Annotated in this window: 18 protein-coding genes; 9 read left to right on the forward strand and 9 right to left on the reverse strand. The window is 66.6% G+C overall.

The genetic code is table 11. The features are described 5' to 3' along the window. Positions 1-127: 127 nt before the first annotated feature. Positions 128-1,192: an NAD(P)-dependent alcohol dehydrogenase gene (locus QZY48_RS33485; protein WP_295438940.1), complete on the forward strand. Its 1,065-nt coding sequence runs from the start codon at positions 128-130 to the stop codon at positions 1,190-1,192. A gap of 37 nt (positions 1,193-1,229) precedes the next feature. Here QZY48_RS33485 and QZY48_RS33490 read toward each other — a convergent pair whose 3' ends face one another. Then, positions 1,230-1,559 (reverse strand): S24 family peptidase, encoded by a 330-nt coding sequence (locus QZY48_RS33490; protein ID WP_295438941.1) that lies wholly within the window; start codon positions 1,557-1,559, stop codon positions 1,230-1,232. A gap of 110 nt (positions 1,560-1,669) precedes the next feature. On the opposite strand from QZY48_RS33490, the gene QZY48_RS33495 reads away from it, so the two are divergent. From QZY48_RS33495 to QZY48_RS33530, 8 genes are all read left to right on the forward strand, one after another. Then, positions 1,670-3,496, forward strand: a complete 1,827-nt coding sequence (locus QZY48_RS33495) for an ABC transporter ATP-binding protein/permease (protein WP_295438942.1) — start codon at positions 1,670-1,672, stop codon at positions 3,494-3,496. Further along, positions 3,493-3,975 carry a rhodanese-like domain-containing protein gene (locus QZY48_RS33500; RefSeq protein ID WP_295438944.1) on the forward strand — a complete coding sequence of 161 codons (483 nt, stop codon included), beginning with the start codon at positions 3,493-3,495 and terminating at the stop codon, positions 3,973-3,975. The genes QZY48_RS33495 and QZY48_RS33500 overlap by 4 nt, the downstream gene beginning before the upstream one ends. Positions 3,976-4,114: 139 nt before the next feature. Next, on the forward strand, positions 4,115-4,834 hold the full coding sequence (locus tag QZY48_RS33505) for a hypothetical protein (protein ID WP_295438946.1): 720 nt from the start codon (positions 4,115-4,117) through the stop codon (positions 4,832-4,834). Between the two features lie 46 nt (positions 4,835-4,880). Then, complete coding sequence (locus tag QZY48_RS33510; protein WP_295438948.1) at positions 4,881-6,131, forward strand: outer membrane beta-barrel protein; 1,251 nt, start codon at positions 4,881-4,883, stop codon at positions 6,129-6,131. Positions 6,132-6,211: 80 nt separating this feature from the next. Beyond that, on the forward strand, positions 6,212-6,796 hold the full coding sequence (locus tag QZY48_RS33515; RefSeq protein ID WP_295438950.1) for a polysaccharide biosynthesis/export family protein: 585 nt from the start codon (positions 6,212-6,214) through the stop codon (positions 6,794-6,796). Next, the gene (locus QZY48_RS33520) at positions 6,793-9,093 is read left to right on the forward strand and encodes a polysaccharide biosynthesis tyrosine autokinase (protein ID WP_295438951.1); all 2,301 of its coding nucleotides are present in this window, start codon (positions 6,793-6,795) and stop codon (positions 9,091-9,093) included. Before QZY48_RS33515 ends, QZY48_RS33520 begins: the two co-directional genes overlap by 4 nt. After that, positions 9,090-9,791, forward strand: coding sequence for a hypothetical protein (locus QZY48_RS33525; RefSeq protein ID WP_295438953.1), 702 nt, complete (start codon positions 9,090-9,092; stop codon positions 9,789-9,791). Before QZY48_RS33520 ends, QZY48_RS33525 begins: the two co-directional genes overlap by 4 nt. After that, on the forward strand, positions 9,788-11,227 hold the full coding sequence (locus tag QZY48_RS33530) for an O-antigen ligase (protein WP_295438956.1): 1,440 nt from the start codon (positions 9,788-9,790) through the stop codon (positions 11,225-11,227). The genes QZY48_RS33525 and QZY48_RS33530 overlap by 4 nt, the downstream gene beginning before the upstream one ends. On the opposite strand, the gene moeB is transcribed toward QZY48_RS33530, so the two are convergent. The 8 genes from moeB to QZY48_RS33570 form a co-directional block, all read right to left on the reverse strand. After that, positions 11,177-11,962, reverse strand: a complete 786-nt coding sequence (gene moeB, locus QZY48_RS33535; protein ID WP_295438957.1) for a molybdopterin-synthase adenylyltransferase MoeB — start codon at positions 11,960-11,962, stop codon at positions 11,177-11,179. The two genes, QZY48_RS33530 and moeB, sit on opposite strands and share 51 nt — an antisense overlap. Positions 11,963-11,965: 3 nt before the next feature. Then, positions 11,966-12,478, reverse strand: coding sequence for a tryptophan-rich sensory protein (locus QZY48_RS33540; protein WP_295438960.1), 513 nt, complete (start codon positions 12,476-12,478; stop codon positions 11,966-11,968). A 103-nt stretch (positions 12,479-12,581) separates the two neighbouring features. Further along, positions 12,582-13,370, reverse strand: coding sequence for a TIGR02281 family clan AA aspartic protease (locus tag QZY48_RS33545; RefSeq protein WP_295438961.1), 789 nt, complete (start codon positions 13,368-13,370; stop codon positions 12,582-12,584). Between the two features lie 430 nt (positions 13,371-13,800). Beyond that, entirely contained in the window at positions 13,801-14,160 is a 360-nt protein-coding gene (locus QZY48_RS33550) for a hypothetical protein (RefSeq protein ID WP_295438963.1), read from the reverse strand. Positions 14,161-14,230: 70 nt separating this feature from the next. Continuing rightward, entirely contained in the window at positions 14,231-14,512 is a 282-nt protein-coding gene (locus QZY48_RS33555) for a hypothetical protein (protein WP_295438965.1), read from the reverse strand. 155 nt (positions 14,513-14,667) lie between these two features. After that, positions 14,668-15,198 carry a lipocalin family protein gene (locus QZY48_RS33560; RefSeq protein ID WP_295438967.1) on the reverse strand — a complete coding sequence of 177 codons (531 nt, stop codon included), beginning with the start codon at positions 15,196-15,198 and terminating at the stop codon, positions 14,668-14,670. 3 nt (positions 15,199-15,201) lie between these two features. Then, the gene (locus QZY48_RS33565) at positions 15,202-15,870 is read right to left on the reverse strand and encodes a DUF6134 family protein (RefSeq protein ID WP_295438969.1); all 669 of its coding nucleotides are present in this window, start codon (positions 15,868-15,870) and stop codon (positions 15,202-15,204) included. Next, the gene (locus tag QZY48_RS33570) at positions 15,867-16,673 is read right to left on the reverse strand and encodes a DUF1295 domain-containing protein (RefSeq protein WP_295438970.1); all 807 of its coding nucleotides are present in this window, start codon (positions 16,671-16,673) and stop codon (positions 15,867-15,869) included. Before QZY48_RS33570 ends, QZY48_RS33565 begins: the two co-directional genes overlap by 4 nt. Positions 16,674-16,935 lie beyond the last annotated feature (262 nt).

The following is a 16,935-nucleotide window of genomic DNA, read 5'->3' on the forward strand; positions in this document are numbered from 1 at the left end:
TCCTACCCCCGTAGGAGCGGCCCCCAGGCCGCGACGAAGGTGCCGCGCGGGGTAGGTGGAATCATGATCAAGACCGCCGACCGGGCTGCCGCATCGTCAACCTTACTATTCCAGGAGCGCCTTCGTCATGACCCCTACGCTTGGATACGCCGCCCACAGTGCGGCCGCCCCGCTCGCTCCCTTTGACTTCGAGCGCCGCGCGCCCGGCCCGCGCGACGTGCAGATCGAGATCCTCTATTGTGGTGTGTGCCATTCGGACCTGCATACCGTGCGCGACGAATGGCACAACAGCGTCTATCCGGTGGTGCCGGGCCACGAGATTGTCGGCCGGGTCACCGCGGTGGGCGGCGAGGTCAAGGGTTTTAAGGTCGGCGATCTGGCCGGCGTCGGCTGCATGGTCGATTCCTGCGGTACCTGCCCTGACTGCCGCGACGGCCTGGAGCAATATTGCCCGACCTTCACCCTGACCTATAACAGCCCGGACCCGCATACCGGAAAAATGACCTATGGCGGGTACTCCAACCACATCGTGGTGGACGAACACTTCGTGCTGCGGGTGTCGGACAAGCTGTACCTGCCGGGGGTCGCGCCGCTCTTGTGCGCCGGTATCACCACCTGGTCGCCGTTGCGGCAGTGGAACGTGGGCAAGGGCCAGAAGGTCGGCGTGGTCGGCCTGGGCGGCCTGGGCCACATGGGGGTGAAGTTCGCCCATGCCTTCGGCGCCCATGTGGTGCTGTTCACGACCTCGCCGGGCAAGGCGGCCGATGCCCGCCGGCTGGGTGCCGATGAGGTCGTGGTCTCGAAAAACCCTGATGAAATGAAGCAGCACCTCACCAGTTTCGACTTTATTCTCAATACGGTGGCCGCGCCGCATAACCTGGACGCCTATCTCGAGCTGCTCAAGCGCGACGGGACCATGTGTCTGGTCGGGGCACCCGAGAATCCGCATCCGTCGCCGACCGTCTTCAACCTGATCTTCAAGCGCCGCCGCCTGGCGGGCTCGCTGATCGGCGGCATCCGGGAGACCCAGGAGATGCTTGATTTCTGCGCCGAACACGGCATCGTCTCCGACATCGAGATGATCCCGATCCAGCAGATCGACGAGGCCTATGAGCGGATGCTGCGCAGCGACGTAAAATACCGCTTCGTCATCGACATGGCGTCGCTGCGGCCGGAGCGCGTCGGCGGCTGAAAACCGCGGAAGCGGCTTGCCGCCGCTGTCGGCCTCGCTAAGGGTAGTGTTTGATCCGGCGCCGGATGTTGCGCTGGACGATGACGCCGAGGACGGCCCAGTCGCGCCCGGCAAGGCTGATTGGCGGATAATCCGGGTGTTCGGCGATCAGATAGTCGGCCCCCTGCGGGTCGCGCACATACTTGCGGAACCAGCGCACCCCCGCAACCTGCGCGAACACATAGGACCCGGGGTCGCGCCGGTCGCCGGGGGCGACGATCACGATGCAGCCGTGTGGGAACTCGGGCGCCATCTCCTCGCCCAGGACCTGCAGGGCATAGGGTTCCCGGCGGCTGCAATCCGTGTCGGCCGGGGTATGATCTGTCATTATCCGTCCTCATCGAGCGATGACCTTACTTCACCGGGGCCGCGCACGACGGCGGTCCCCGCACCGCCGTGTAAATTGACACCCGCGCGGCCCAAACGCAACCAGACCCGATGCAACCACGAATCATCAGTACCGAGCGCGTCCACGGTGACCGTCGCGACTGGGGCAACCTGCACGCCATGCTGCCCTATCTCTGGGAGTTTCGCGGGAGGGCGGTCGCGGCACTGGCCTGTCTGGTCTTGGCCCGCGTCGCCAACGTGGGCGTGCCCCTGGTGCTCAAGGGGATCGTGGACGCCTTCAGCGGGACCCGGGGCCAGACCCTGGTCCTGCCGCTGTCGCTGTTGCTCGCCTATGGGGCGCTCAAGCTCGGCAGTTCGCTTTTCAACGAACTGCGCGACGTGGTGTTCGCCCGGGTGCGCTACCGGGCCATGCGCCGGCTTTCGACCCGGGTGCTGGAACATCTACACACCCTGTCCCTGCGTTACCACCTGGAGCGGCGCACCGGGGCGGTGAGCCGGGACCTGGAGCGGGGCACCCGCTCGGTGTCCACCATCGTCAATTACATGGTTTTCAGCGTCCTGCCGGTGCTGGTCGAGTTCGCCCTGGTGGCGGTGGTCCTGCTGGGCCGCTACGCGCCGGTCTTCGCCCTCGTGACCTTCGGTACGGCCGCGGTCTATGTCGCCTTCACCTTCGCCATCACCGAGTGGCGCATGGACTACCGCCACGACATGAACCGCCTGGACTCGCTCGGCAATGCCCAGGCCTTCGACAGCCTGATCAACTACGAGACGGTGAAGTATTTCGGCAACGAGCCCATGGAGCTCGCGCGCTACGACCGCACCCTGGCCGCTTGGGAGGAGATGGCGGTCAAGAGCCAGACCTCCATGGCGGTCCTGAACTTCGGTCAGGGGGCCATTATCGCCCTGGGGGTGACACTCCTGATGGTCTTCGCCGCCGACGCCGTGGTGGGCGGGACCATGACCGTCGGCGACCTGGTGATGGTCAATGCCTTGCTGCTCCAACTCTTCATCCCGCTCGGCTTCCTGGGCATCGTCTATCGCCAGATCAAGTACGCCCTGGCGGACATGGACCTGGTGTTCAAGCTCCTGGAGCGCCAACCCGAGATCGCGGACCGCCCGGGCGCGTGCGCGCTCCCGGCCGGTCGGGGCGGGATCTGCTTCGAGCATGTGGACTTCCATTACCAGCCGGAGCGCGCGATTCTCCGTGACCTGGACTTCCGCATCGAGCCCGGTCAGACCCTGGCCGTGGTCGGCCACAGCGGGGCCGGCAAGTCGACGCTGGCGCGGCTCCTGTTCCGCTTCTATGACGTGACCGGCGGGCGTATCCTGATCGATGGCGCGGACCTGCGCGACCTGACCCAGGCCAGCCTGCGTGCCGCCATCGGCATCGTCCCCCAGGACACGGTCCTGTTCAACGAGAGCATCTACTACAACCTGTGCTACGGGCGCCCCACGGCGACGCGCCCGGAGATCGAACGGGCGGCGGAGATGGCCCATATCCGCACCTTTGTGGAGGGTCTGCCGGACGGTTGGGAGACGCTGGTGGGCGAGCGTGGACTCAAGCTCTCGGGCGGGGAGAAGCAGCGGGTGGCCATCGCCCGGGCGATCCTCAAGCGCCCGCGCATCCTGGTCTTCGACGAGGCGACCTCCTCGCTCGACAGCCACACCGAGCAGGCGATCCAGCAGACCCTGGCGGAGGTGGCGGAAAACCACACTACCCTGATCATTGCCCACCGCCTGTCCACGGTGGTGGAGGCACACCGGATCCTGGTGATGGAACAGGGGCGCATCCGCGAGCAGGGGACCCACCGGCAACTCCTGGCGACCGGCGGCCAGTACGCGGCCATGTGGGACCTGCAACAGCGTGAAGGTAGCGCCGCCACCTCGAAACCCGCCGCTAGTCAGATAGTTGTATGAAAAATTTTATCGAGCTTATACGGGGTTGCCTGCAGGATGTCAGAGAGATCATGCCCTGGGACCTGGCGGAGCGTCGGCAAGAAAACCCGGACCTGTTGATCGTGGATGTCCGCGAGCCGCACGAATTTGCGGCCATGCACATCGCGGGCTCACTCTCTGTCCCCCGCGGCATCCTGGAGTCCGCCTGCGAGTGGGAGTACGAGGAGACGGTTCCGGACCTGGTGCGGGCGCGGCAGCGGGAACTGGTGGTGGTGTGCCGCTCCGGCTATCGCAGCGTGTTGGCCGCCAATGCTCTGTTGATACTAGGCTTTTCCGACGTCGCCTCACTGCGGACCGGGTTGCGGGGCTGGAAGGACGACGAGCGGCCCTTGGTGGATGCCGTGGGCGCCGCGGTGGATCTCGATGCGGCCGATCTGTACTTCAGTCCCCAACTCAGGGCGGACCAGATGCGCCCTAAGGACTGGCGCAGGGCGCCCTGAAACGGCTGGTGCGCGCAAAGGGCGCAACGGCTCTGGAGCTTTTACCGGGAAATGTGCCAGAATTAGAACGCTGGTGTCCAGGTTGGTCTGTTGGGTCACCTCAGATCAGCACGTCGTGTGCACTGCCGGAGTCGGAAACATGAATGTCAAGATCGTTACTTGCCTACTTGGGGTTGCGGCTTTGAGTGCCGCGGCGCTTGCCGCGGCACAAACCGTCGGCGTCACGAACGCCGCCTTCATCTCACCGTCGGTGGGGGCCTTGACCGAGCGGTTGGCCTCGACGGGTGCGCGCGCCACGGGGGCGGAGGAGCGGATTTCCGAGCTGTGTTCAGAGTCCACTGACACGGGCGACCTCACCGAGGCCCTGCTGCTCAGCGGATTTGACGTCTTCACCGTGGTGCGCGACACCATCCTCGCCTGTGGCAAGGACGGCAACGCGTCGGGTGTCGCCGCGCGTGTCGCCACGCGTGCCCTGTTGATCAAGGGCCCGACGGCAAGATACCTGATCGACGCGGGCGTGCTGGCAGCGGCCGCGGAGATCGAGCGGCGTCGCCGCGCCGCGCCGGTGGGCGGGGCCCCGGCTGCCGGGGCCACGACGGCAACCCAGGCGCAGCGCGACCTGGAGCGGGAGCGGCTGGAACGTATGATGCAGAAGGGACTCATCGATGACGAATATCGACGCTACATCGACGAGCGGCGCTCCCTGGCCGAGCGAAGCTTTCCGGAAGTTTCCCCCTACGCCGAGCCCGACGAGGCGATTTACGGGATACTCTACACCCAGGCCCTGATCGGCGGCGGCTACCTCGACCACACCCTGGACCAGCGCGCGGACCCCGGTGGTTTTGCCAGCCCCAACTGAGTGCCGTTTCGGCCCTGATCGCCAATACTGCGGAGAATCCCTTCTAATGGTAAGGCTGCGCCCCTTCATGCTTGTCGTCGTCCTGGCGATCTGCGCGGTTCCGGGGACCACGCTCGGTCAGCCGGTCGGAACCGGGTTCGATCTTGGCGGGTTTCGGGCCTATCCGTGGCTCAATCTGCTCGCGGGTTACGAATCCAATTATTTTAAGACCAGCAACGATGTGCGCCTCGATAATGCGATTGCGGGCCTGGGCGGCGTCGGGCGGTTGTCTACCTGGGAAACGGTCGTGGAGCCGGGCATCCGCCTCACGGCCTTGAAGGGGGCGGATTCATACAGCCTGTCTTATTTCGCCCGCATCGGCATCGTCAGCGCGAGCCCGGCCGACAACTTCACGGATCAGCAGGCGCAGGCCAACGCCAATTGGGAGTTCGGGTTGCGGCATCGCGTCACCTTCAACTACCAGTATTGGTACTGGCATGACCGCCGCGGCTCGGGCTCGCCGGTGGACTCCTCGCGCGCCAATTTTTTCTACCCGCATCCCGACCTCTGGGATTCAAACCGCGTCACGCTCGGCTACAGTTATGGTGCCCCGGGGGCGCGCGGCCGTCTCGATCTGATGGCGGGTTACCGGACCCGTCATTACTTGAACAACAACCAGGAGGTGCGCGACAACGACCGGCCCGTCCTGGGGGCGACCCTGTACACGCGGGTCAGCCCCAAGGTGTCGTTGTTGTTTGACGCGGCCTGGGAAAAGGTGAATTACACGCGTCAAGCTCCGGGTGCGCTCACCCTTGATAGCGACCAGATGACCCTCTATACCGGCGTCACCTGGGACGCCACCGCAAAGACCAGCGGCACTGTGAAGGTCGGCTGGCTGGGCAAGAACTTCAGCGCGGGCCAGCGGGAGAATGTCAGCGATTTCGGTTGGTCGGCCCAGATCCAGTATCGCCCCCGCACCTATTCCACGTTCAATCTGGTGACTGAACGCACCCCGGCCGAGACCAACACGGGCCTGGCCGACGCGATTGTGGTCAGCCTGGTCAATCTGGACTGGGTATACTACTGGCAGCCGCGCCTTTATACCCGGGTCGGGCTGCTCGGCACCAATGACAAATATATCGGCGAGGCGCGCACGGACCATCGTTACAATACCTCTGGGGGGGTCTTCTATCAGATGCGGCGGTGGCTGGAACTCGGGGTCAATTATACCTATGAGGCACGCACCTCCGACGTGCCCCTCGACGCGGCGGATTACACCGACAATGTGCTGCTGTTCTCGGTGCGCACCGCGTACTGACCCCGTGTCCGGGAGCCTTGCCGCGGAGGCTGCCTTGAGTGCACTAAGGCGCTTACTCAACCCTCCACCTGGTCGATCCCATGACTTTGCTTGCTGTCTTGCCGGTCCCCGTTCTTCGCTGTATGCCCCGCACCCGCTGGTCCCGGCTGCTGGTTGGCGCCTGCCTCATCCTGCTCTTTTCCGGCTTGGCCACCGGTGGCGATGACCTGCAGAGCTATCGCTTGAGTGCCGGGGACAAGGTGAGGATCGCCGTCTTCGGCGAGGACGACCTGACCGTGACCGGCCAGGTCAGCGCCCGGGGTACCATCTCTTACCCTTTGCTTGGGGAGTTGAAGGTCACGGGTCTCACCCCGGGGGAGTTGGAGCAGTTGGTCACCGGGCGGCTGCGCGGGCCCTATCTGGTCGACCCGCGGGTGAGTGTGAGCATCGAGGCCTATCGGGAGTTTTTCGTCATGGGACAGGTCAATCGCCCAGGGAGTTTCCCCTACCTGCCGGGGTTGACCGTGCGTAAGGCGATCTCGGTTGCCGGCGGCTATACCGAGCGCGCCTCGCGCAGTAAGGTCTTCGTGGTCTCGGAGGGGGCCGCCAAGCAAGAGCGTAAGGTGGGGCAGGATGACAGCATTGGGCCGGGCGACACGGTGATCGTCAAGGAAAGCTTCTTTTGATCAATCGCGGCGAGGACCAATTGGAGATACCCGTCGCCACCGCCGCGCCGGGACGCGAAGCGGTTGCCGTGACCGCGCCGGGCGATGCCTTCAATCCGGCGACCTATTGGCGAGTCGTGTTTCGGCGATGGCCGCAAATCGTCGGTCTGGCATTGGCCATCGGCCTCTTGGCCGGCTTGGTAGCCCAGTCCCTGGAGCCGCTTTACAAGGCTTCGACCACGCTCCTGATCGACACCAGCCGCCGCGGCTTCAGCCCGGTCGACAAGGATCCGGCGGGCGGTTGGTATTCCTTTCTGGCCGGTCAGACCTACCTTGAAACGCAGATTTTGCTGTTGAAATCCCAGGCGCTTGCGCAGAGCGTCGCGGAGCGCCTGGACCTGTGGACCCATCCTGAGTTCGATCCTCGCCAGGAGGCGCCGCAGCGGGCGCGCTTTCGGTTGAGTCTGCGCGGCCTGCTCCCGGACTGGTTCGAGTCCGACCAGGACCCGGCGCCCATCTCGAAGGAGGACGCCCACCGCAGCGTGGTCGAGGCCTTGGCGGGACAGGTGCAGGCGAGTGTGCTGCCGGAGTCGGAGATGATCCGGGTCGCGGTGACTTCACATGATCCGGAATTGGCTGCCCGCGTTGCCGCGGCCTACGCGGATGCCTATATCGAGTTTGGGCTGGAGACCCGCCTGGAGCAGGTCAAGAAGGCCGCCGGTTGGTTGACCGGGCGCCTGGAAGGTCTGCGCGGCCAAGTGGACTCCTCCGAGCGCAAGCTCCAGAGTTACCGCGAGCAACAGGGATTGGTGGACGTGAAGAGCGGTCTGGACCTGACCGATCGGGAACTCGGCGATCTGGCCGCGCGCCTCGTCGAGGCGCGCGCCAAACGCGACGGCTCGGCCAACGAATACGACCAGGTGCGAAAACTCCGGGACTTGGCGAGCGCGGAGCTGAGCTCCAATCCGGTCGTGATCCGCAACCCGACCGTCCAGGCACTCAAGACCGAGGAGGTAAAGGCCGAGCGTGCCGCCGCGGAATTGGCCGAGCGTTATGGTGCCCAGCATCCGAAGATGGCAGCGGCACGCTCCGATCTGAATACGATTCGCGCCAAGCTGCGCTTTGAGATCGACAACACCGTGGCCGGCGTCAAGAAGGAGTACGACATCGCCAAATCGCGAGCGGATCAGCTCCAGCAGGAACTCGATGCGATGAAGTCACGCGCCCAGGAGGTGAGCCGCAAGACCTTTACCCTGCGCTCGCTCGATCGCGAGGTGGAAACCAACCGCCAACTCTATGAAGTGTTCATGAAGCGCTTCAAGGAGACCGATCTGGGCGCAGACGTGGAGTCGACCAACGCCCGGGTTATCGATGCCGCACGGGTCCCGCGGGCGCCGATCGAGCCGCGCAAGGCGCGCATCGTGGGCATCGCGGTGTTTCTGGCCCTGGTCCTGGGCGCCGGGCTCGCGGTGCTCGAGGACTACCTCGACAGCACGCTGAAGGACGCCGAGGATGTCGAGCTTTACACCCAACTCCCCACCCTGGGGACGGTCCCACTTCTGGGCCGGCGCGGGCTGCGCAAAGGGCGGCCCGAGCGCATCTTTCTCGACTCCCCCAAGAGTGACTTCGCCGAGGCGATCCGCACCGTCAGGACCGCCGTGGCCCTGTCCGGGCTCGATAATCCACAGCGGGTCCTCTTGGTCACATCGACCGTTCCCGGGGAAGGTAAGACCACCGTCGCGATCAATCTCGCCGCCGCCCTGGGTCAGTTGGAGCGGGTGCTGCTGGTGGACGCGGATCTGCGCCGCTCCTCGGTGGCCGAGCGTCTCGGGCTGCCCGCGCAGGCCCCGGGTCTGTCCAACTTCGTGGCCGGTACCGCGCCGCTCGATGAGTGCATCCACCCCCTGGAGGGAACGAATGTGCACGTCCTGCCGGCCGGCGCGACGCCGCCTAACCCACTGGAGATCCTCTCCTCCCAGCGCTTTGAGAAGACCCTTGAGGAGTTGGCGCAGCGCTACGACCGCATCGTGCTCGATTCGGCCCCGGCCCAGGCGGTGAGCGACGCCCTGGTACTTTCGCGCCTATGTAACGCGGTGGTCTTCGTCGTCCGCGCGGACGCTACGCCACGTCAACTCGTACAACTCGCGGTCAAGCGCTTGCGCCGGGTCGATGCGCATCTGATCGGCGCAGTGCTGAACCACTTCGACAATGCCAAGAGCGCCCGGTACGGGTCTTACCGCTATGGCCGCTACCGACGTTATTCCTATGCGTACCGGGGCTATACCCAGTATTACCGCGACAGCGGCAAGCGGGGGTGAGGGTGCGGGCGCGCCGGGGCCTGGTTGGCACCCTGCTGGGATTGGTCGCGCTGGCCTGTTGCTGGAGCCTGGCCAGTGCGCTCGCCAGTGTGGCCGCCTGGCAGGCGGGGCGGATCAGTGGGGATGCGCCTGGGGTGAGGGTGGTCACCGGGGGGGCAGAAGACCGTGCGATCCGCCGCCTGTCGGCGCTCGCCCGGCGCCTGGAGCCCGCTGACCCGCGTCACGCCGATCAGTTCGCGCTTTACCTGGAACGCCAGGCCGGGCAGGCCGCGCCGCGCTCCGACCTGGAACACCGGCTCCTGACGCAGGCGCGCGAACGCTATGTCGAGGGGGTTCGTCAGCGCCCGACCTGGCCCCTGGGGCTGACCTCGGTGTTGCGCATCGATTTCAAACTCGGCCTGTGGGGCGGGGCATTCAACCGGCTCTATGCCCGTGCGGCCGAGTTGGGCCGCTCGGAGCCGGTATCCCTGGGCGCCCTGATCGACCTGGGCCTGGCGGCTTGGCCCGTGCTTGAGCCGGACGGCCGACGGGAGGTCCTGGCGCTCCTGCGCCATGGCCTGCGGCGCGATCCCCACCACCTGCTCGAGCAGGCCGTGCGCCTGCATCGAAGTGCCCTGGTCGAGCCCCTGTTGGCATCAGACCCCGCGCTGGTGCGCCTGTACGCGGATCTGCGCGCCCGCGCGGCGGGCCTGCGATGATCGATAGGCCCCCCCCGCGGGATCGCTGGGCGCCCTATTTGGGCTCCAGTGATCGGTGGCTGTTCTACGCCCTGTTGGTCCTCCTCGTCTGGGCGCCCCTGCCGCTGGGCAGCAACCGACCCTGGGCGCGCGCCCTGCTTGAGGTCGGCATCTTCGGTTTGGCGGCGGCCTGGCTCGTGCTCGCCTACGGCGCCCGCGTCTGGTTGACCAGCGCGGGCACAAAGGCACGACTTGCCACCGCGGCCTTGGTGCTGTGGCTTGGTCTTGGCCTCCTGCAACTGCTGCCGCTGCCATGGCCCTGGCTCGAGGTCCTGTCGCCGACAGCCGCGCGGCAGTGGGCGGCCACCTCGCTGGCCTTGGGCGATGCCGCCCCCCCGGGGTACGCACCGCTCAGCATGGCCCCGCACAACTCGCTGATCGCGTGGCGTCTCGGTCTGGCCCTGACCGGGGTCTTTGTGCTGGTGCTGCTGCTGGTGCGCAGCCGCCGACGCCTGCGCCTCCTGGCGGGTACCCTGGTGCTCGCGGCGGTCGCCCAGGCCATGCTGGCGAGCCTGCTGGCACTCGCCGGAACCTCCTGGCTGTTCATCGACGCCGCGGCCCGCGCCCACGGTACCTTTGTCAACCCCAATCACCTGGCTGGCTACCTGGAGATGGCGCTTGCCCTGGGGATCGGTCTGCTGGTCGCGGACCTGTCCGAACCAGGTGAAGCCTCCAATTGGCGCAAGCGGCTGCGCGCCTGGGTCAGGACGCTGCTCGGGCGCAAGGCACGGTTACGCATCTACCTCGCCATCCTCGTCATCGCGCTGGTGATGACTGCCTCGCGCATGGGTAATACCGCTTTCTTCATCAGTCTGGGGGTCACCGGGGCGATCGGCGTGCTGAGCTTCCGTCGCTCGCCGAGGCCGGTGCTGATCTTGCTGGTGAGTCTGGTGGCGGTAGACCTGTTGATCCTGGGGACCTGGTTCGGGCTCGATCGGGTGCGCGAGCGCCTGGAGCAGACCGTGCTGACCGAGGATGCGCGCTATCAATTGGGGGTGCGCGCAGCGGCCTACTTGAGCGACTATCGCTGGTTCGGGAGCGGGGGTGGGAGCTTCTCCGCCGTCTACCCGGCCTACCGCGACGCGGAGTCGATCCCGCTGCATTTCGCGCACGCGGATAATGACCTGCTGGAGTTTCAATTGGAATACGGGATCGTTGGGGTAGTGCCCCTGGCCGGTGTGGTCCTGCTGTCACTGGCGGCCGCGCTGCATGTGCTCTGGCGTCGCGAGGACGCCCTGTGCCGTGGCATGGCCTTTGCGAGCCTGATGGGCATCACCGCGATCCTGATCCACTCCGCAACCGACGCCAATCTGCACATCCCGGCCAATGCCGCCATCTTCATGGTCCTACTCGCGCTGCCCTGGCTCGGCCTGACGCTCGGGCGTGACCGCGACTAACGCGCAGACCGGGCACGCCGGGTCGGCGACGAGGCGGATCTGGCGCCATTGCATGACGGCGGCATCGAGCAGCAGGAGGCGCCCGAACAGGGGTTCCCCCAGGCCGGTCAGGACCTTGATTGCCTCGGTCGCCTGGATGCTGCCGATGATACCGGGCACCGGGGCCAGTACGCCGTGGGCGGCGCAGGTCTCGTCGGCACTGCCATCCCGGGGAAAGAGGCATTGATAGCAGGGTCCTCCGGGTTGGCCGGAGAAGGTCGCCACCTGTCCCTCCATCCGGATGGCGGCCCCACTTACCAGGGGTTTACGCGCCGCCACGCAGGCGGCATTGACCGCGAAGCGGGTGTCGAAGTTGTCGCAACAGTCAACCACCAGGTCTGCGTCGGTAAGCAGTCCGGGCAGGGTATCGATGGTGAGGCTGCGCTTGACCAGCACCAGTTCGACCTCGGGGTTGAGCGCGGCCAGGGCGGTCCGCGCGGACTGCGCCTTGGGCATCCCGATACGCTCGGTGGTGTGCAGGATCTGGCGCTGGAGATTGGACAGGTCCACGGCATCGAAGTCGGCCAGCACCAGGCGGCCGACCCCGGCCGCCGCCAGATACATCGCGACCGGCGAGCCGAGCCCGCCGAGCCCCACCACCAGCACCCGCGACCGGCGCAGCCGTTCCTGGCCCTCGATGCCAAAGGCCGGCAGCATGATCTGACGGCTATAGCGCAGCAGTTGCCGATCGTCCATCCGTCAGCCCAACAGACTGACCGGCGGATTGAGGCGGTGGACATTGAAGGCCACCACCGAGGCGAAACTCAGCCACAGCGCCAGCGGCAGCAACAGCAGGCCGGCCCGCTTGCTGGTGACGAAGACCACGCCACAGACGATCCAGGCGATGAACGCGGAGGCGAAGGTGCCGACAAAGCTGTTGAGCAGGCTCTGCGGGAGCAGGGCGTAGAAGGGAAAGGCCATGACCACGAGGATCATCGCCAGCAGGGCGATGGACGCGGCACGGCGCTCCGGCAGCGGCGGGGTGCGGCGCACGACCCAGTAGGCGGCGGCCATGCAGGCGAAGAGGACCTCCCACACCAGCCCCATCTGCAGCCCGGAGAGTGCGAAGGCCGGTTTTCTCAGGGATTCGGTCCACTCGGCCGCATCCGAGAAGACAATGACGGCGTTGATGGCCGCGGCCAGGGCCGCGGCGACGAGCACATAGATCGCCAGTGCCGTGCGGCCGGGCTTATAGGCGTAACGATTGACCAAGGATCAAGTCTCCCGTGAGTCCAGCCAGAAAATTGTCCGCTGATTGTCCACCGATCCGGGCGATAGCGCCAGAATCGGCGCATGCCGCCGCGGTGCGCCCGGATCACTTCGTTCCCAACAGCAGCCGGTTTTTTTCGTCTTCGATGGTGAGGCGAAAGCGCCCGAGCAGACTCATCCCCAGCAGGGCGTTGCCGCCGAGCCTCCCATCCTCGATGAAGGCCACCGGGACCCCGGTGACGCGCTGATCCTTCAACCAGACCGCCTGGAGGACCCCGAGCGCCGCCTCCACGTTGCCGTTGGCGGTCTGCACCTGCTGCTGGCGCAGTGCCTCCGGGGGAATGCCGAGCTGCGCGATCAGCGAGCTCGGGAGCACCACATAGTCGGCCCCCGTATCCACCAACAGGACTCGGGAAACGCGCCTGCCATCTTCACCCTCCAGGGTCAGGGTGACGGCATGGGAGGAACCGACGCGCTGGGTGTCGAGGACGATCTCGCCCGCGGCGCCCGCGGGGTCGGCGGCCCCAGGTGTCGCGGCGGCCGGGGCCGGCGGAGTGTAAGCAGTCTTCGCGCCCAGGATCAGCACGCGCTCGACCCCGCCTTGCGGCGCCTGGACGATGATGTGGTCAAATCCCTCCAAGAGCACCCGCAGGCGCGGGAGCACTTCCGCGCCCTCCTCGGCGCGCGCCTTCTTATCGCGCGTCGCATCCAGGTCGGCCGGCTTCATCGCGAAGCCGTACTGGGTCATCATCCGCTCCAGTTCCGCCGCCACCTCGACCTGGGCCGCGGCCGCGCCCATGCAGGGCCACAGGGCGCAGCACCACAGGACCAGGGGCACCAGGGGCCGGACGAGCCCCCGCCGCCGCGGGTGAGACCTGGGACCAAGATGCGCCATGGGTGCAGCTCCAGCAAACGGGGTTCGGCGCCCGGCTTCGGGATGATTGGGGCGAGCGCCCACCGACGCCACACGATAAACCCAAGAAGGGAATTTGTCCCCAAATAAAAGCACCTGACCCGCACCACGGACAGGGTAAGGGTCCGGTACGCTGTTTTCTCCTACCCAGGCTCAACGTGGGGGAAGGCGCCGACTTGCTGGGGCTCAGTGCCGCGGATGTGGGACGGATCGCCGCGTAAGGCGATGCCGACAAACCAGCTTTGCAGTAATCAAGATGGCGACGTTGCGGCGGCTGGCGAGGCCTCGTCGCGGCTGAAGCCACTCCCACGGCGTCGCTGCGCGGCTTTTACGGCAAAGCCTCGACCTTCCTTCCAGTGCGGGACGCGCTGGCGGCGGTCGCGGCGATGATCCCGGCCGGCGTCGGGGTTTCTCAAAGGTCCGACGGGACATAGACATAGGCCGGCTTCACGCCGGCGCCGACGATGGCGAATTTCTGGGAGTTCCAGTAGCCGTCGAGATTCACGGTCTGACCCGCCGGGAAGGTGCCGACCCGCACCTCGTTGCCGGTTACCTCGTAGGTGCCGGTCCCCGGGGGCATGACGAGCCGGACCTGGCAGGGCGTGGATTCGCAACTCCCGGTGTCGCCGGGTTTGACGGTGATCGAGATGACGCCGGTGGGGGTGTTGGGCGAAGAGGCGCAGCCGGCGAGCGCCAGGGCGGCTAGCAGGGCCGTCAGCGTCCGGGCGCCGGGCGTCGCTCCCGGCCGACGGTGCAAGGGGGCTTTGGTCATGGTGACCTGCTCCTGAGTCTGGGCTGATGCTGCTCGCCGGGCCGACAGTCCAGCCATCGGCGGATTCAGGTCACTTGTTCGGCACCACCGCGGCACCGGCGGCGCCGGTCGCTGCATCCAGGGCCCGCGTCGTGGCGGCCTTCTTGCCCGGGTCGGCGGCCTGGTCCCGGGGGGCGTTCATCCCGTCCTTCTGCTCGATCGCATGCTCTTCCCGGACCTGGGTCGGGTCCTCCGACTCCGCGAACGAGGACTGATCCAAGAGCTTTTCCGACTCGGTTTCCGCCCGGACCAGGGCGGCACCGATGAGGGCCAGGCTGAAGCAGGCGGCAAGGATGGGCAGCGTGGGGCGCATGATCAGGCTCTCCAAGGGTGGTGTGGCTGGCGCTGGTGACACTGGCCGCGCGCGGCCTGGGTCAGATGGTGGATCATCGTCGATCCGGGGCGGGATTTCGAGTGCCGGAATGAAAAAGACCGCGGGGGCCGCGGCGCCCCCGCGGGTCGGCCTGCCTACCAGCGCTGCGGTACCCGCTGCAGCTGCGCCGTGTCGTAGCCGACGCCCTTGAGGAAGGCCTCGATTTCCTTGAACTTGGCCTCGGGGATCTGGGGTTGCCGGGCCATGATCCAGACATAGTCGCGCTTCTCGCGGCCGATGACGGTGATGCCGTAGTCCGGCTCCAGCCAGATGATCCGAAAGTCACCCTTGAAGGGCCAGATGAACTGCATCCCCCAGCGGGCATTGCCGGTGCCGGGGACGACGAAGCCCTTGGGGTGGTATTCCTTCTGGGGGCCGTCGAAGGCGCCCTTGCGGAAACTGAAGGTGGTGGCGATGGTGCCGTCCGGGTTCAGGGCATAGGACTCCACGGCGTTGTGGGCGCCCTTCTCGACGAAGGTCGGGATGTTGGCGATCACATACCAAGGACCCATGAAGCGGGCCAGGTCGACCTGGGGTACGGTCTGCATCGGTTTCTCCTGCGCCAGGGCGGCGGCGCTCATGAGCAGCAGTGAGATGGCGAACAGGCGGGTGCTGGTCGGTGTCATGGTTCAAATCCGTTCATAGCGTAAGGTGCGGCCCTTGCCGGTGTCGCTCTCCAGCCCGACCCAGCGGCCGTCCGCGGTGTACCACAGGGTGATGTCGAGTTTGTCTGCCCGCAGCCGGTAGCGCTCGGCCTCGACCGTGCGGCCCTGGACGACGCGGCGCTCGGTGCCCCCTGGCGTGACCTGCACCTCGACCAGTTCGCCGTTCTGCGGGTTGAGCAGACGGGGGCGCTTCAGGAAGTCACGGTCCCAATAGGCAAAGGTGGAGACGCAGTCGGGAAGACGCCGCGCCTCGCTATTGACTTTAAGGGTCAGTGTGTCGGCCTGCTTGTCGCCCGCCACCGTATAGGCCGTGCCGTTATCGTCGGTGCTGGAGCGGATCCGCTGCAGGCAGCCGTCACGCCACTCCTCGCGGCTCTCGTGGCGATAGCGGTAGGCGGTGACAAAGAGCAGTTTGACGTCGAAACTGGCGCGGCTGACGATCTGCTTGCCATTCGGACCGGGGCCAACCTGAAAGCTGTGCTCGCCGATCGGGTCCTGGTTCAGAAAGACGCGAAAGCGCAGCGCGTCCGTCGCGGCGACGGCGCTCTGGGCCGCGGGGCAGGTGAGTAAGAGTCCCAGCAGGGCCGCGGCGCTGCGCGGTGGCTGGGAGCGGGCGAGCGGGTGTTCAGTCATTTGGGTGTCTCCGGTCTCTCGTGATGGGCCGGTCGCCGTGGCGGCCCCGGAATGAAGGCGTTGGTGCATTCGATGTACTCCCGGTAGCCGGGGCGCCGCTCGCCGATGTCCTGTTCCAGCAGGCTGACGCCGGAGACGCGCAGCAGGAGCCAGGTCATGAGGACGGGTGAGACGATGCTCCACCAGCCGCCGGCGGCCAGCGCGAAGAGGAAGAAGCCCCACCAGAGGCAGGCCTCGCCAAAGTAGTTGGGGTGACGGGTGTAGCGCCACAGGCCGCGATCCATCACGCGGCCGGCGTTCTGGGGTTGCGCCTTGAAACGGGCGAGTTGCCGATCGCCGACCGCCTCGAAGCCGAGACCCAGCAGCCACAAGGACGCGGCGGCGCCGTCCAGCCAGCCCGGGGGCGCCTGGCCCAGCAGCGCCGCCAGGAGCGGCAGTGAGATCACCCAGGCGAGTAGCCCCTGGAGCCCGAAGACCAGGTAGAGGCTCTTCCACCAGAAGCCCGGGTCGTTCGCCGCGCGCATGGCGCGGTAGCGGCGGTCCTCGGATTCCCCCCAGTTGCGGCGGGTGATGTAGGTGCCGAGCCGGGCGCCCCAGAGGCAGACCAGAAAGAACACGAGCCAGGCGCGGCCATTGGGATCGGGCGCGCTCAGGACGTAGGTGATGCTGAGCAGGACGAAGAAGACCGGCCACAGTGAGTCCGCGATGCCGGCGTTCTTCAACGGGGTGCTCAACAGCCAGCCGCCCAGGGCCAGCGCCAGGGCAACGATCAGTCCTGAGCCGTAAATGCCCAGGTCAAACATGGGTCGAGTCCCGGTCGATGACGGAGCCCGACGGGGCGCAATCCAAGGGCGCGCGGGCGCCCGGCGGTGCCTTGGGCGTCGGGTAACTGATCATCGTGTCTCCTGAAAATGGGGTTAGACGCTTGGTTATTGAGTTGATGTCCAATCGTCCAGATGCAAGGTCCAGGGGGCGGCGGCGCCTCCAGTGAGGCGCAGCGCCAAGGATGGGTGTCGTTGCGCTCGACCCATTTGGGGGCCTGGTCCGGTTTCGCGGCGGCGACGC

Source organism: uncultured Thiodictyon sp., from assembly GCF_903828115.1.
Taxonomy (GTDB): Bacteria; Pseudomonadota; Gammaproteobacteria; order Chromatiales; family Chromatiaceae; genus Thiodictyon.

Bases quoted from the DNA above. Each gene is read 5' to 3' on its own strand.
- QZY48_RS33495 (WP_295438942.1), top strand. From the start codon at position 1,670: ATGCAACCACGAATCATCAGTACCGAGCGCGTCCACGGTGACCGTCGC.
- QZY48_RS33550 (WP_295438963.1), bottom strand. From the start codon at position 14,160: ATGACCAAAGCCCCCTTGCACCGTCGGCCGGGAGCGACGCCCGGCGCC.
- QZY48_RS33570 (WP_295438970.1), bottom strand. From the start codon at position 16,673: ATGTTTGACCTGGGCATTTACGGCTCAGGACTGATCGTTGCCCTGGCG.
- QZY48_RS33565 (WP_295438969.1), bottom strand. From the start codon at position 15,870: ATGACTGAACACCCGCTCGCCCGCTCCCAGCCACCGCGCAGCGCCGCG.
- moeB (WP_295438957.1), bottom strand. From the start codon at position 11,962: ATGGACGATCGGCAACTGCTGCGCTATAGCCGTCAGATCATGCTGCCG.
- QZY48_RS33490 (WP_295438941.1), bottom strand. From the start codon at position 1,559: ATGACAGATCATACCCCGGCCGACACGGATTGCAGCCGCCGGGAACCC.
- QZY48_RS33530 (WP_295438956.1), top strand. From the start codon at position 9,788: ATGATCGATAGGCCCCCCCCGCGGGATCGCTGGGCGCCCTATTTGGGC.
- QZY48_RS33510 (WP_295438948.1), top strand. From the start codon at position 4,881: ATGGTAAGGCTGCGCCCCTTCATGCTTGTCGTCGTCCTGGCGATCTGC.
- QZY48_RS33560 (WP_295438967.1), bottom strand. From the start codon at position 15,198: ATGACACCGACCAGCACCCGCCTGTTCGCCATCTCACTGCTGCTCATG.
- QZY48_RS33485 (WP_295438940.1), top strand. From the start codon at position 128: ATGACCCCTACGCTTGGATACGCCGCCCACAGTGCGGCCGCCCCGCTC.
- QZY48_RS33545 (WP_295438961.1), bottom strand. From the start codon at position 13,370: ATGGCGCATCTTGGTCCCAGGTCTCACCCGCGGCGGCGGGGGCTCGTC.
- QZY48_RS33500 (WP_295438944.1), top strand. From the start codon at position 3,493: ATGAAAAATTTTATCGAGCTTATACGGGGTTGCCTGCAGGATGTCAGA.
- QZY48_RS33505 (WP_295438946.1), top strand. From the start codon at position 4,115: ATGAATGTCAAGATCGTTACTTGCCTACTTGGGGTTGCGGCTTTGAGT.
- QZY48_RS33555 (WP_295438965.1), bottom strand. From the start codon at position 14,512: ATGCGCCCCACGCTGCCCATCCTTGCCGCCTGCTTCAGCCTGGCCCTC.
- QZY48_RS33515 (WP_295438950.1), top strand. From the start codon at position 6,212: ATGACTTTGCTTGCTGTCTTGCCGGTCCCCGTTCTTCGCTGTATGCCC.